The following is a 14,756-nucleotide window of genomic DNA, read 5'->3' as shown; positions in this document are numbered from 1 at the left end:
GAACATGGATCGGGTCGCACGCCCGACAGCCCCTCACCCTTCCCGCTTCGCGGGCCCCTTCCCTCTCCCGGAGCGGGAGAGGGGACCAAAGAAAGGCGTGACTTACTTCGCCGCCAGCCAGACATCTTCATACGTGTCGTTGACGCCGATGGCGGTCTTGTTGGCGTTCCTGACCCGCTTGTCGAGGAAGGTCGGGAACTCCATCTCCAGCAGCCAGACGACCGGCAGCTCGTCGGCCAGGATCTGCTGGACCTCGCTGTAGTTCGCCTGACGCTTGGCCGGGTCGATCTCGCGGGCGGCGCTGGCGAAGAGCGCATCCACCTTGGGGTTGGAATAGCCCATGGTGTTGGTGAACAGCACGCCCTTGCGGATGTTGTCCGAGATGTAGGTGCGCGCCACGCCCAGCGCCGGGTCGCCGTACTGGTAGAGGAAGTTCGTGGTGATCTCGTAGTCCCAGTTCGCCACGCGCTGGCTCCAGCCGGCGGCGTCGGTGCTCTCCAGCGTCACGGCGATGCCGGCCTTGCCGAGCGCCTGCTTGAGATACTCGCCGAGCCGAGTCCAGGTCTCGCCGTAGGGCATCGGCATGATCTTGACCGTCGCGCGCACGCCCTTGGCGTCCGGCTTCAGGCCCATCTCGTCGAGCAGCGCCTTGGCCTTCTCGATGTTCGGCTCGTAGGTCGTCACCTTGGGGTCGTAGAACTTGACCACCGAGTTGATCGGACCGGTCGGCACGCGGCCGAGCCCGAACCAGATCTTGTCGCGGATGAACTTGCGGTCGATGGCGTGGGCGATCGCCTTGCGGAAGCGCTTGTCGTCGAGCGGCTTGACCCGGTGGTTGATCTCCAGCCAGGACATCGGCGCGACGAACTCGTACCCCTTGGTGCTCAGCTCCAGGTTCGCCAGCGTCTTCAGGCGCGGAACCTCGAAGGGCTCGACGTCGCTGTACTGGGTCTGCTGGACCTGACCGCTCTCCAGCGCCAGCGAGCGGCTGGCGGCGTCGGGGATGACGCGGAAGGTGATGCCGTCGAGGTAGGGCAGGCCGGCCTTGTAATAGGCCTCGTTGCGGACGAGCTGGATGTGGCTGCCCTTGACCCATTCCTTCAGCTTGAAGGGGCCGGTGCCGATCGGTGTCGCGTTGGCCGGGTTGGCGCGGAAGTCGGTGCCTTCATAGAGGTGGGCCGGAACGATCGGCGCCGACGACACCTCGAAGGATTGCAGGAAGGCCGGGAACGGCTCCTTCAGCTTGAACTCCACCGTGAAATCGTCCGGCGCGGTGATGGATTCGCAGCGGGCGAAGACGGCGCGGGCGCGCGGGTGGACCTCCATCAGGAACTTCGAGGTCGAGAAGACGACGTCCTTCGCGGTGAAGGGCTTGCCGTCGTGCCACGTCACGTTTTCGAACAGCTTGAAGGTGTAGGTCAGCCCGTCCGGCGAAACGGTCCAGCTCTTGGCCAGCGAGGGCAGCGGGTTGAGCTTCTGGTCGTAGGTCAGCAGGCCCTGGTAGATCTTGCCGGCGACGGTCTGGGTCGGGCCCTGCTGGTTGAGGCCGAGCATCAGGGTCGGCGGCTCGGGCTGCACGATGCTGTTGAGGACACCGCCCTTGACCGGCGTCTCCTGCGCCGTCGCGGGGGTCGCGGTCAGGCCGGCGAGCGCCGGGATGGCGAGCACGGCGGCGAGCAGGCCGGCGGCCGTCGCCCGCTGGACCGCGAGGGGGAGGCCGAACTGGAAGCCGGAAATCGAACGTGTCATTGCGGTTGTCCTCGTCTCCGAAGGGAAAGGCTGTAGCGACCCTGTCTTTTTGTTTTGTTCAGCGCGGCCCGGTCGGGCCGGTGGTGCTGTCGAGCCAGCGCAGCAGGGCGTCCCATTCCAGGACGCCGGCGCGCGGGTAGGCGTGTTCGTACTGGCGGGCGGTGTGCTCGCAGACGTCGTGCGGCGGCGTGATCAGCGGGCGGCCGCCGGACAGCGCCATCACCTGCTGGCGGCAGGCCTGCTCCAGATAATACATCAGGACCGCCGCCTCCGGCACGTCGCGCCCCACGGTCAGCAGGCCGTGGTTGCGCAGGATCATGCTGTGGTGGCTGCCGAGATCGGCGACCAGCCGCTCGCGCTCCGCCAGATCGAGCGCGATGCCCTCGTAGGCGTGGTAGGCGATGCGGTTGTACCAGCGCAGCGAATGCTGGGTGATCGGCAGCAGCCCGTCGGCCTGGGCGCTGACCGCCATGCCGGCGTCGGTGTGCAGATGGATGACCGCGCCGGCGTCGTGCCGCGCCTGATGCACCGCGCTGTGGATGGTGAAGCCGGCCGGGTTGACGGCGTCGCCCTCGCGCGCCTCCACCAGGTTCCCGTCGATGTCGACCTTGACCAGATTGTCCGGCGTGACCTCGTGGAACATCAGCCCGTAGGGGTTGATCAGGAAATGGTCGGGCGTGTCGGGGATGCGCGCCGACATGTGGGTGTAGATCAGGTCGGTCATGCCCAGCCGGTCGAACAGCCGGTAGGCGGCGGCGAGATCGACGCGCGCCTTCCACTCCACGTCGGAGCAGTGGCGGGTGGAGCGGGGGGCGTGGGTGGCGTTGGCGATCATGGCGTGTCGGTCTCTCGGGAGCCTCGAAAACAGGCGGAGGAATCAGGCGGGTTCCAGGCCGCACCAGCCGGCGATGAACAGGGCCAGCACGCGGGTGACGTCGCGCACGCTGTCGAGCGACACCGACTCGTCGATGCCGTGGATGCGCGTCGCCTCGGGGCCGTAGCAGGTGGCCGGGGTGTCGCCGTACAGCGCGAAGAAGCGGGCGTCGGTGGTGCAGGTCAGGGCGACGTGGCGCGGCTCGTCGCCGCGCACGGCGCGGTGGCTGTCGGCCAGCATCGCCAGCAGCGGGTGCTTGGGATCGATGGCGCAGCCCTCGGCCTGGAAGCCGGTCCACACCAGCTCGGCCGACACGCCGGCCAGGGCCGGGTCGTCGCGCAGCGCGCGGGCCAGCGCGTCGGCGAGCTCGTCGCGCACGGCGCGCGGATCCTGGCCGGGAAAGAAGCCGAGCCGCAGATCGACCGCGCAGCGGGTCGGCACCGAGGAGGTCCACTCGCCGCCCTCGATCCGCCCGAGGTTGATGTTCAGTGGGTGCGGGTGGTCGCAGAAGGCGTGGTGGCGGCGGCCCGGCTCGTTCCAGCGGATTTCCAGCGCCTTCAGGTGGGCGGCCAGACTGGTGGCGGCCTCGATGGCGTTGGTGCCGGCGGCGGTGTCCAGCACATGGGCCGGCGTGCCGGTGACGGCCAGCCGCACCCACATGACGCCGACCTGGGCGATCGAGAGCGTGTGGTTGAAGGGCTCCGGGATCACCGCCGCGTCGGCGCGGTAGCCGCGGTGCAGGCAGGCCAGCGCACCGTTGCCGGTGCATTCCTCCTCGATCACCGACTGGAGATAGACCGGGGCGGCCGGGCGGTAGCCGAGGCTCGCCAGCGCCTCGAAGGCGGCGGTGTAGGCGGCGATGCCGGCCTTCATGTCGCCGGCCCCGCGGCCATAGAGGCGGCCGTCGGCGATGCGGGGCTCGAAGGGCGGGGTGGTCCACAGCTCGGCCGGGCCGGTCGGCACGACGTCGATATGGCCGTTGAGGATCAGCGAGCGGCCCCTGGCCTCGCGCGGCTTGTGGATTCCGACGACATTCTCGCGGCCGGCGTAGGCGCCCGGCAGCACCGGCGGGGAAAAGCCGGGCAGGGTGGAGATTGCCGCCTCGTCCACCTCGAAACGGTCGACCAGCAGCCCCAGCGCGGCGAAGCGGTCGGCCATCAGGGCCTGCGCCCCGGCCTCATTGCCCAGCAGCGAGGGCTGGCGCACCAGATTGGACAGCAGCGCGACGCAGCGCGCCTGCGCCGCGTCGGCGGCGTCGATGATGGCGGCGCGCAGGCCGGCGTCGGGCAGCCCGACTTCACTGGTGTTGGCCTTCGAAACGCTCATTCCTGCTCCCCGTCGGCGCGGTTGCGCGATCCCATCGCATTCTAGAAAAAGACAAGACAAGCAGGTTTCGGCCCAATCCTTCCGGACATGGCCGCCATATTGCGGTCTTATGCTTTGTGCGGTTGCGGCGATGTTTGGGGCCGCGATGGAATGATTAGGCCGTCCCGACCGGCCATGGCGCAAATAAGCATTTTTCATTTTGCCCATGAATCTGATTTATGCCGCAGTTGCTCACTGGGCGTTCATGTGCATAGAATTTGGCCAGAGGGACCGCTGCCGCCGGAACGGGCAGCCGAGCGAAAGAGGGATGCGGTGAACGAAACCGAGGCGGAGCGCCAAGCTCTGGCCCGTCTGGGGCAGCAGCTCGACTGGAATCTGCTGCGCACCTTCATGGTGATCGTGCAGGAGGGCAGCATCACCAAGGCCGCCGTCCGCCTGTTTTTGACGCAGCCGGCGGTCAGCCTTGCCCTGAAGCGGCTGGAGGAACAGCTCGGCCGTCCGCTGATCGACCGGGGGCCGGGGCGATTCGCCGTCACCGCCGCCGGCGAGCAGGTCTATGACGAGGCGGTGTCGATCCACGGCACGGTGTCGCGGCTGGGCGCCCTGGTGCGCGACGCCAAGGACGGGGTCAGCGGCCACGTCCACATCCTGATGACCAGCCGCATCCAGACCGCGCTGTTCGACCGCTCGCTGCGGGAGTTCCACAAGCTCTACCCGCAGGTGACCTTCCGCATCGACGTGATGGCGTCGGCCGACGCGCACATCGCGTTGCAGCAGCGGATCGGCGCCATGGCGATCTGCCTGCTGCGCGAGCCGATTCCGGGGCTGGCCAGCATGGTGTTCCTGCGCCAGACCTACCGGCTCTATTGCGGGCCGGACTTCCGGCTGTTCGGCCGGCGCGACATCGACATCGCCGAGCTGCGGCGCGAGAATTTCGTGTCCTTCACCTCGGACCAGATCGACGGCGCCCTGTCGCCGCTGACCCTGTTCCGGGCGCGCGAGAGCTTCGCCGGCCGCATCGTCGCGTCGTCCGCGAATTTGGAGGAGGTGCGGCGGCTGATCCTGTGCGGGCTCGGCATCGGCCCGCTGCCCGACCACATCGCGGCGCGCGACGTCGAGGACGGGCTCTTGTGGGAACTGCCCCCCTACGAGGGCGTCGCCCCCGTCAACATCCACCTGATCTGGAGCGAGCAGGGCAAGCTGAACCGGGCGGAACGCGCGTTCCTGGAGTATTTGCAGACGGTCGCGGCGGAGGTGTAGCTGTCCCTCTCCCGCCCCGGGAGAGGGAAGGGGCCCGCGAAGCGGGAAGGGTGAGGGGCAATCGGGATATGGATTCCGTACCACGCCCGATAGCCCCTCACCCGGCCCTGCGGGCCACCCTCTCCCGGGACGGGAGAGGGACAAGAGCGCCCGCTTACTTCGAATAGTCGTAGAAGCCCTTGCCGGTCTTGCGGCCGAGGTGGCCGGCGTCGACCATTTCCTTCAGCAGCGGGGCCGGGCGGTACTTCGGATCGTTGAAGCCTTCGTAGAAGACGTTCATCACGAACAGCATGGTGTCGAGGCCGATCAGGTCGGCCAGCGCCAACGGGCCGATCGGGTGGTTGCAGCCCAGCTTCATGCCGGTGTCGATGTCCTCGGCGGTCGCCAGACCTTCCTGGAGCGCGAAGATCGCCTCGTTGATCATCGGGCAGAGGATGCGGTTGACGGCGAAGCCGGGGCTGTTCTTGGCGGTGATCGGCGCCTTGCCGACGCGCTTGGCGAAGGCTTCCGCCGCCGCCAGCGTCGCGTCGGACGTTTGCAGGCCGCGGATCAGCTCCAGCAGCGCCATCATCGGCACCGGGTTGAAGAAGTGCATGCCGATGAAGCGGTCGGGGCGGTCGGTCGCGGCGGCCAGCTTGGTGATCGAGATCGACGAGGTGTTGGTGGCGAGCAGCGCCTCGGGCTTCAGCGTCTCGCAGAGTTCCTTCAGGATCTTGACCTTCAGGCCCTCGTTCTCGGTCGCCGCCTCGATGACCAGATCGCAGTTGGCGAGCTTCGCCTTGTCGGTGGTGGCCGTGATGCGGGCGAGCGCCTCATCGCGGGCCCCGGCCGTCATCTTCTCCTTCTTGACCAGACGGTCGAGGCTGCCGCCGACCGTCTTCAGGCCGCGGGCGACGGCCTCCTCGGAGATGTCGGTCATCACCACGGTCAGGCCGGCGGCCGCGCAGATCTGCGCGATGCCGTTGCCCATCGTGCCGGCGCCGATGACGCCGATGGTCTCGATGGCGATGGTTCCCGTGCTCTCGGTCATGGTCCCAATGTCCCTTTGTTGGTCTCGCGGGTGCAGCAGCTTCTACACCGTTTCCTGTTGCACTGCGATGACTTGTCCATCGGCCACGCTGCCGCAGGGGGTGTCGCAGCCCTTCGCGGACAGGGGAATCCGGCCGGTCCCGGCCATCCACGCGGCGCGGTTTCAATTGCTTTGCCAACGAATTGTCATCGGTCCGCCCCGCTTCCCCTCTACTCCCTTCTCCGTCCCATGGCCGGGGCGGTCGCCGGGGGAAGGAAAGGCCGGCGACCGGCATCCACCGCCTCGGCGCCATCGGCCGGGCCCGACTCGGCGCTCCGGAAAGCCGGCCCCCGCGGCGTCCTCATCGGTCCGGAATCCCGTATTTCCGCAGCTTGTTGGCGATCATGGTGTGCGAGATGTCGAGCCGGGCCGCCAGCTTGCGGCTGGACGGGAAGCGGGGATAGAGCCGGCGCAGCAGCGCCCGTTCGAATCCCTCCACGGCCGCCTCCCAGCTTTCGACCTCCTCCACGCCGTCGGCCGCCGCGCCGGGGTTGCCCGGCTCCATGCCGGCGCCGGCCAGTTCCAGGTCGGCGGCGTCGAGAAAGGCGCCGTCGCTCATCGTCACGGCGCGGAAGATGACGTTCTCCAATTGGCGGACGTTGCCCGGCCAGCGGTTGGCGAGCAGCGCCGCCCCCGCCGCCGCGGTCAGCCGGCAGGGCGGGCGCCGGGTCTGGGCGCAGGCCCGCGCGATGAAGTGCCGGGCCAGCAGCAGGATGTCGTCGCCGCGCTCGCGCAGGGGCGGCACATGGAGGGACAGCACGTTCAGGCGGTAGAACAGATCCTCGCGGAAGCCGTGCTCGGCGACCATCGCCTCCAGCGGGCGGTGGGTCGCGCTGACGACGCGGACGTCGACCTTCTGCTCGCGCTCGCCGCCGACGCGGCGGAAGCTGCCGTCGTTGAGGAAGCGCAGCAGCTTGGCCTGGAGATAGGCCGACATTTCGCCGATCTCGTCGAGGAAGACGGTGCCGCCGTGCGCCAGTTCCAGCAGCCCCGGCTTGCCGCCGCGCTGCGCTCCGGTGAAGGAGCCGGGGGCGTAGCCGAACAGCTCGCTCTCGGCCAGATTCTCCGGCACGGCGGCGCAGTTCAGCGCCAGGAAGGGCTTGTCGGCGCGCGGGCTGGCGCGGTGGCAGGCGTGGGCGATCAGCTCCTTGCCGGTGCCGGTCTCGCCGAGGATCAGCAGCGGCGCCTCCACCGCGGCGACGCGGGCGGCCCGCGCCTTCAGCCCGCGCACCGGCGGGGAGTCGCCGAGGATCTTCTCGAAACCGCCCTCGTCGAAATTCTGCAAGGCGTCCAGCCGCTCGCCGATGCGCGCCGGGGCGAACAGGGTGACGACGGCGCCTTGGACCGCGCCTTGGACGGCACCCTGGGCGGCGTCCGCCGCGTCCTGGTCGATGATCGGGGTGACGTCGATCAGGAAGGGCTGGCCGTTCAGCGTCGCCTCGCGGCCGGGGATGCGGAACCCGCCGCCGGTCAGATCGCGGGTCAGGGCCGGGTCGCCGAGCAGCGCGCCAAGATCCGCCCCGGTCAGCGCCGCCTCGGGGACGCCGGCCACCGAGGCGGCGGCGGCGTTCGCCACGACGACATGGCCGGCGCGGTCGACCGCCAGCACCGGGTCGGGCAAGGCTGCCAGCAGCGCGTCGAGGTGCAGCCGCCGCCGCGTTCCGGGCAGCATGTCGATGGCGGTGACCGACCGCACGCCCTCGATGCCGCGCAGGGCGTCGCCAAGCGCCGGAAGGGTGGTCGGGTCGAGGCCGGGAGCGTCGATGTGGATGTGGGGCGGATCGACCTCCACCCCGACGACGTTCAGCCGGCGGATGGCCAGCACGGCGAGGATCTCGTGGGCGATGCCGACCCGGTCGGCGAAGGTGACCTCGATGCGCATGGGGAGACCTTGGACGGTGCTGGCGTGGGGGCGCGCCCGGTCAACTGTATCGAATAATTTACGCCGTATCAAAATCTTTACAGATGATGCATGAGCCTGAAACGGAAAGGAATTCTTCATTCCTTCATCACCGGGACGGCGGCCCTGTAAAATTTGGCGTACAGCCGGCCATCGCCACCGGCTTTTCCCATCCAGCGTTTCCGCCACCCTGCCGCTTGGCACCGCGTTTGCTAGCCCAGTCCCCAAGCGACTTCATGATCCTCGGGAGCCAGTCACATGCGCGTGATCGTTCTGGGCAGCGGCGTCATCGGTGTCTCCACCGCCTATTATCTGGCGCGCGCCGGCCATGACGTGACGGTGATCGACCGCCAGAGCGGCCCCGCGCTGGAAACCAGCTTCGCCAACGCGGGCGAAGTCTCGCCGGGCTACTCGGCCCCCTGGGCGGCGCCGGGCCTGATGCTGAAGGCCATCAAGTGGATGACCATGAAGCACTCTCCGCTGGTCATCCGGCCGAAGCTGGATCCGGCCATGTGGTCCTGGTGCCTGAAGCTGCTGATGAACGCCAACGAGACCAGCTACCAGCTCAACAAGAGCCGGATGGTCCGCATCGCCGAATACAGCCGCGACTGCCTGAAGGCGCTGCGCGCCGAGACCGGCATCGCCTACGACGAGCGCACGAAGGGCACCTTCCAGGTCTTCCGCACGCAAAAGCAGATGGACGCCGCCGGCTACGACATGGCGGTGCTGGAGCGCTACGGCGTGCCCTACAGCCTGCACGACCGCGAGTCCTTGAGCGCCGTCGAGCCGGCGCTGGAGGGCGTGAAGGAGAAGCTGGTCGGCGGCCTGCTGCTGCCGGGCGACGAGACCGGCGACTGCTTCCTGTTCACCAACCGGCTGGCCGAGTTCGCCGCCAAGCGCGGCGTCGCGTTCCGCTACGGCGTCACCATCCGTGGCCTGGAGAGCGACGGCCGCAAGGTGACCGGCGTCGTCACCGACCAGGGCACCCTGACCGCCGACAGCTACGTCGTCGCCATGGGCAGCTACTCGCCCACGCTGGTGAAGCCCTTCGGGCTCGACCTGCCGGTCTACCCGGTGAAGGGCTACTCGCTGACTCTGCCGATCACCGATCCGGCCGGCGCCCCGGAATCGACGGTGATGGACGAGACCCACAAGGTCGCCGTCACGCGCCTTGGCGACCGCATCCGCGTCGGCGGCACCGCCGAACTGGCCGGCTTCGACCTGACGCTGCGCCCGCGCGGCCGGGGTCCGCTCGACCATGTGGTCAGCGACCTGTTCCCGCGTGGCGGCGACCTGTCGAAGGCCGAGTTCTGGACCGGCCTGCGCCCCAACACGCCGGACGGCACGCCGATCGTCGGCCCGACCCCCGTGCGCAACCTGTTCCTCAACACCGGCCACGGCACGCTGGGCTGGACGATGGCCGCCGGTTCGGGCCGTCTGGTCGCCGACGCGGTCGGCGGCCGCCAGACCGAGATCGACCTGGACGGCCTGACCGTCGAGCGCTACGGCCGCAAGCCCGCCGCGACGGCCGTCTCGCGTCCGGGCGCCGTCCGTCCGGCCGACGCCCGGTCGTAAAGGCACGCGGCGGCGGCCAACTCCATCCATCCCTTCGTCATGCCCGGCCTTGTGCCGGGCATTCACGACCGCGAACCGTCATCCGGGGAACCGTCATCCGGGGCTGCCCGCCCGCCGGTTTCGCCTCACGACGCCGGCGGCGACCAGGCCAGCTCCGTCAGCGGCTTGCTCCGCTTGAACGCTTCATACACCGCCACGCCCTTCTCGCGCTCCGTCTCGCACAGCATCATCAGCACGTCGGAGTCCGGGCTGGCCGATGAGCAGACCTTCGAATCCCGGTTGCAGCTCGGCCGCGTGTGCGGTGCCAGCCATTTGCCAGGCTGAGACTTCCGCGCCGCCAGCAGGAAGGACTCCGCCAGCTTGGCGCTCTCCGCCTCGCTGCCGTCGTTGCGCACCGTGAACAGCGGCGAGTGGACGCTGCTGGCGAGAAAGCCCGACCCCGTCAATTGCGCCACGCAGAAGCGCTCGCGCACCGGCGCCGGCGCCAGGACCGGCGCGTCGGCGTACACCGCGCCCGGCGGCAACGCCGGGGTGTTGCTGGTGATGGGCCCCACGATCATCTCGCGCGACTCGCGTGCCCGCCACAGTGTCACCAGCACGCTCTGCCCGTTGGGCACCGTACCCAGCACCCGGCGCATCCGCGCCGCATCGCTCACCGCCACACCACGCACCTCGAGGATCACGTCGCCGCCCCGGATGCCCGACTGGTCAGCCGCCCGGCCCGGTATCAGCGCCGTCACCAGCAAGCCGCGCGGTGTTGCCAGCCCCACCGCCTGCGCCAGTTCGGCGGTCACCGGGCCGACCGCCGCTCCCATCGCCCCCTGCGGTTCGCTCGTCGCCGGCGGCGCCGGCGATGGACCGGCGGCGGGCGTCGCCACGGCGGGGGCCGCACCCGCCACCGCGCACCCCTGCTCGGCCATGACCTGTCGCACCCCCCTGATGTGGATCGACTGCGCCTCGCGCTGCTCCATGTCCATCGTGGGCAACTGGTCGCCGTACGCCTTCAGCATCCCTGCCAGCGTCCGGCAATCCATGCCCCGGTAGGCGGGGGCAACGGACACCTCCGGCGGTCCGGCCGCCGTGCTTGCCGCCCCGATCGCCAGCCCAACCGGATCAAGGGCACAGCCCGACAGCACCGCCGCTCCCGAAGCCGCCCCCAACACCGCGATCCATGCCGTGGCCCTTGTGCGAAAGCGCCGCATCACCCCCGTCTCCCCCCGTGCCGGCAGGAGCGCAGTGTGCCTGCTCCAAAGTGGTAAGAGAAGCGGCGTGACGCGTGCGCCGCGCTCCCTGTCGATCGAAGCGTCGCGGGTTGCGGCCGCTCCGGCGCGCCCGTCCTACCGCGCCATGGTCCGCGCCGCGCGGCGGAAGCGGGTCATGGCGAGTTCCAGAAGCGCCGAGTCGCTCACCGGGGCGCCGTCCAGCAGATGCCGGGCGGCCCCCCTCTCGTGCGGGCCGGGGTGGCGGCGCACCTGATGGCCGAGGCGCCGCAGATGCAGGATCGCCTCGTAGAGCCGCGCCGGCTCCTCCGCGAGGGTGCGCCGCTCCATCACGCCAGCACCAGCAGCAGATCCTTGGTCTCGACGTTGCGGCCCTGCTGGGCGACGATGCGCTCGACCGTGCCGGCGCGCTCGGCCCGCACCGTGGTCTCCATCTTCATCGCCTCCAGCGACAGCAGCGCGTCGCCGGCCTCCACCGCCTGGCCCGGCTGGACCAGGATGCCGGTGACGAGGCCGGGCATCGGGGCGCCGACATGGGCCGGGTTGCCGTCCTCCGCCTTCGGGTGGGCGGCGCGGGCCGGGGCCACCTTGCGGTCGGCCACCTTGATGGTGCGCGGCTGGCCGTTCAGCTCGAAGAACACCGCGCGGCGGCCCTCCTCGTCGGCCTCGCCGGTCGCCAGATAGCGGATCAGCAGCGACTTGCCCGGCTCCAGCTCGACGCCGGTCTCCTCGCCCTGCAACAGACCGTGGAAGAACACCGGCGTGGAGAGCACCGACACGTCGCCGTGGGTCTTGCGGTGCTGGCAGAAGTCGGCGAACACCTTCGGGTACATCAGGTGCGAGGCGAGCTGCCGGTCGTCGATCGGCTGGCCGAGCTTGGCGGCGACGGCGGCGCGCTCGGCCTCCAGGTCGGCCGGCGGCAGGATGGCGCCGGGCCGCACCGTCAGCGGCGCCTCGCCCTTCAGAACCTTGCGCTGCAAGGCGTCGGGGAAGCCGCCCGGCGGCTGGCCCAGCTCGCCGCGCATGAGCTGCACGACCGACTCCGGGAAGGCGATCTCCTTCGCGGGGTCGAGGATGTCGTCCTCGGTCAGCCCGCCGGTCACCATCACCAGCGCCATGTCGCCGACCACCTTGGAGGTCGGCGTCACCTTCACGATGTCGCCGAACAGCCGGTTCACCGTGGCGTAGGCGCGCACGACGTCGTCCCAGTGATGCTCCTCGATGCCCAGCGAGCGGGCCTGCTCGCGCAGGTTCGTGTATTGCCCGCCCGGCATCTCGTGCCGGTAGACCTCCGAGGAACCGGAGCGGATCGCGCTCTCGAAGGGCGCGTAGGCGGCGCGCACCTCCTCCCAGTAATGGCCGATCCGGCGGATCGCCTCGGGGTCGAGTCCGGTGTCGCGCGGCGTGTGGCGCAGCGCCGCCGCGATCGAGCCCAGCGGCGGCTGCGAGGTCAGGCCCGACAGGCTGTCCATCGCCGCGTCCACCGCGTCCACCCCGGCCTCGACGGCGGCCAGCACGCTGGCGGCGCTGGCGCCCGAGGTGTCGTGGGTGTGGAAGTGGATCGGCAGCCCGACCTCCTCCTTCAGCGTGCGCACCAGCAGCGAGGCGGCGGCCGGCTTGCACAGGCCGGCCATGTCCTTGATGCCGAGGATGTGGGCGCCGGCCGCCTCCAGCTCCTTGGCGAGGTTCACGTAATAGCGCAGATCGTATTTCGGCCGCGACGGGTCGAGCAGATCGCCGGTGTAGCAGATGGCGGCTTCGCAGATGGCGCCGGTCTCGCGCACCGCGTCGATGGCGACGCGCATGTTCCCGACCCAGTTCAGGCTGTCGAAGACGCGGAAGACGTCGATGCCGCCGGCCGCCGCCTGCCCGACGAACTGGCGCACCACATTGTCCGGGTAGTTGGCGTAGCCGACGGCGTTCGACGCGCGCAGCAGCATCTGCAAGAGCAGGTTCGGCATCGCGGCGCGCAGCCCGTCGAGCCGCTCCCACGGGTCCTCCTTGAGGAAGCGCATGGCGACGTCGAAGGTCGCGCCGCCCCAGCATTCGACGGAGAACAGGTCAGGCAGCAGCCGGGCGTAGGCCGGAGCGACCGCCAGCAGGTCATGGCTGCGCACGCGGGTCGCCAGCAGCGACTGGTGGGCGTCGCGCATGCTGGTGTCGGTGACCAGCGTGCGGGTCTGCGCCTTCATCCAGCGGGCGACGGCCTCGGCGCCCTCGGCTTGCAGTTTCTGTTTCAGGCCGGGCGGCGGGGCGTCGCGGCCGGCGGCCGGTGCCTTGGGTTCGGCCGGGCGGGGGTGGGCGCCGGGCTTCATTTCCGGGTTGCCGTTGACCATGACGTCGGCCAGGAAGGTCAGCAGCCGGGTGGCGCGGTCGCGGCGCGGCTCGCGCTGGAACAGCTCGGGCGTGGTGTCGATGAAGCGGGTGGTGTAGGTGCCGCCGCGGAACTGCGGGTGGTCGATCAGCGCCTCCAGAAAGGCGAGGTTGGTCGCCACGCCGCGGATGCGGAACTCGCGCAGCGCGCGGTCCATGCGGGCGATCGCCTCCTCGGGGGTCGGCGCCCAGGAGACGACCTTTTCCAGCAGGCTGTCGTAATGGCGGGTGATCAGCGCTCCGGAAAAGGCGGTGCCGCCGTCGAGCCGGATTCCGAAGCCGTTGGCGCCGCGGTAGGCGGTGATGCGGCCGTAATCCGGGATGAAGCTGTTGTCCGGATCCTCGGTGGTGATGCGGCACTGGATGGCGTGGCCGGTCAGGCGGATGTCGCGCTGTTCCGGAACGCCGCTGGCGCCGCCGCCGATCAGGGCGCCGGCGGCGATGCGGATCTGAGCCTTCACGATGTCGATGCCGGTGACGACCTCGGTGATCGTGTGCTCGACCTGGACGCGCGGGTTGACCTCGATGAAGTAGAAGGCGCCGCTGTCGGCGTCCATCAGGAACTCGACCGTTCCGGCGTTGCGGTAGCCGGCGGCGCGGGCGAGCTTCAAGGCGGCGTCGCACAGGCCGAGCCGCTCGTCGGTGGTGAGATAGACGGCGGGCGCGCGCTCGACGACCTTCTGGTTGCGGCGCTGGACGGTGCAGTCGCGCTCGAACAGGTGGACGAGATTGCCGGCGGAATCGCCGAGGATCTGCACCTCGACGTGGCGGGCGCGGCGGACGAGCTTCTCCAGATAGACCTCGCCGTTGCCGAAGGCGGCCTGGGCCTCGCGGCGGGCTGCGGCGACGAGGTCGGGGAGATCCTTCGCCGTCTCGACGACGCGCATGCCGCGCCCGCCGCCGCCCCAGCTCGCCTTCAGCATCAGCGGGTAGCCGACCTCCCCGGCCAGCCGCGCGGTCTCGGCCGGGTCGTCGGGCAGGGCGCCGGTCGCGGGCATCACCGGCACGCCGGCCGAGACGGCGAGGTTGCGGGCCGCCACCTTGTTGCCGAGCAACCGCATGGTGTCGGGCGACGGGCCGACGAAGGTGATGCCGTTGGCGGCGCAGGCGTCGGCGAAGGCCGGATTCTCCGACAGGAAGCCGTAGCCGGGGTGGATGGCGTCGGCGCCGGTCCGGAGCGCCACGGCGATGATGGCGTCGATGTCGAGATAGGCCTCGATCGGCCCCTTGCCCTCGCCGATGCGGTAGCTCTCGTCGGCCTTGAAGCGGTGCAGCGCGAAGCGGTCCTCGGTGGAATAGACCGCGACGGTGGGAATGCCGAGTTCGGTGGCCGCCCGCAGCACGCGGATGGCGATCTCGCCGCGGTTGGCGACCAGGAGTTTGCGGAAGGCGGGCGTCGGCATGGCGCGG

Annotated in this window: 10 protein-coding genes; 2 read left to right on the top strand and 8 right to left on the bottom strand. The window is 70.0% G+C overall.

Annotated elements, in window-relative coordinates; all coding sequences use genetic code 11:
• Positions 1–102 precede the first annotated feature (102 nt).
• From JN22_RS04065 to JN22_RS04055, 3 genes are read right to left on the bottom strand one after another with little or no spacing between them, the layout of a single operon-like run.
• Positions 103–1,749 carry an ABC transporter substrate-binding protein gene (locus tag JN22_RS04065; protein WP_085552700.1) on the bottom strand — a complete coding sequence of 549 codons (1,647 nt, stop codon included), beginning with the start codon at positions 1,747–1,749 and terminating at the stop codon, positions 103–105.
• 58 nt (positions 1,750–1,807) lie between these two features.
• Positions 1,808–2,584 carry a class II aldolase/adducin family protein gene (locus JN22_RS04060; RefSeq protein WP_085552699.1) on the bottom strand — a complete coding sequence of 259 codons (777 nt, stop codon included), beginning with the start codon at positions 2,582–2,584 and terminating at the stop codon, positions 1,808–1,810.
• 42 nt (positions 2,585–2,626) lie between these two features.
• Positions 2,627–3,949, bottom strand: coding sequence for a M20 family metallopeptidase (locus tag JN22_RS04055; RefSeq protein ID WP_085552698.1), 1,323 nt, complete (start codon positions 3,947–3,949; stop codon positions 2,627–2,629).
• A 312-nt stretch (positions 3,950–4,261) separates the two neighbouring features.
• Between JN22_RS04055 and JN22_RS04050 the strand changes: the two genes are divergently transcribed.
• Entirely contained in the window at positions 4,262–5,209 is a 948-nt protein-coding gene (locus tag JN22_RS04050) for a LysR family transcriptional regulator (protein WP_085552697.1), read from the top strand.
• A gap of 154 nt (positions 5,210–5,363) precedes the next feature.
• Here JN22_RS04050 and JN22_RS04045 read toward each other — a convergent pair whose 3' ends face one another.
• A complete protein-coding gene (locus JN22_RS04045) occupies positions 5,364–6,239 on the bottom strand; it encodes a 3-hydroxybutyryl-CoA dehydrogenase (protein ID WP_085552696.1) in 876 nt (291 codons plus the stop codon).
• A gap of 340 nt (positions 6,240–6,579) precedes the next feature.
• Positions 6,580–8,160: a sigma 54-interacting transcriptional regulator gene (locus tag JN22_RS04040; protein WP_085552695.1), complete on the bottom strand. Its 1,581-nt coding sequence runs from the start codon at positions 8,158–8,160 to the stop codon at positions 6,580–6,582.
• 276 nt (positions 8,161–8,436) lie between these two features.
• Between JN22_RS04040 and JN22_RS04035 the strand changes: the two genes are divergently transcribed.
• Positions 8,437–9,753 (top strand): D-amino acid dehydrogenase, encoded by a 1,317-nt coding sequence (locus JN22_RS04035; protein ID WP_085552694.1) that lies wholly within the window; start codon positions 8,437–8,439, stop codon positions 9,751–9,753.
• Positions 9,754–9,878: 125 nt separating this feature from the next.
• Here JN22_RS04035 and JN22_RS04030 read toward each other — a convergent pair whose 3' ends face one another.
• From JN22_RS04030 to JN22_RS04020, 3 genes are all read right to left on the bottom strand, one after another.
• A complete protein-coding gene (locus JN22_RS04030) occupies positions 9,879–10,955 on the bottom strand; it encodes a PDZ domain-containing protein (protein ID WP_085552693.1) in 1,077 nt (358 codons plus the stop codon).
• A 135-nt stretch (positions 10,956–11,090) separates the two neighbouring features.
• A complete protein-coding gene (locus JN22_RS04025; protein ID WP_085552692.1) occupies positions 11,091–11,303 on the bottom strand; it encodes a hypothetical protein in 213 nt (70 codons plus the stop codon).
• Positions 11,303–14,749 carry a pyruvate carboxylase gene (locus JN22_RS04020; protein ID WP_085552691.1) on the bottom strand — a complete coding sequence of 1,149 codons (3,447 nt, stop codon included), beginning with the start codon at positions 14,747–14,749 and terminating at the stop codon, positions 11,303–11,305. Before JN22_RS04020 ends, JN22_RS04025 begins: the two co-directional genes overlap by 1 nt.
• Between the last annotated feature and the right edge of the window lie 7 nt (positions 14,750–14,756).

It is taken from the genome of Azospirillum agricola (genome assembly GCF_020005195.1).
Classification (GTDB): domain Bacteria; phylum Pseudomonadota; class Alphaproteobacteria; order Azospirillales; family Azospirillaceae; genus Azospirillum; species Azospirillum agricola.
Note: the sequence above shows the minus strand (reverse complement) of the source record. Positions and strands in the feature narration are given on the sequence as shown.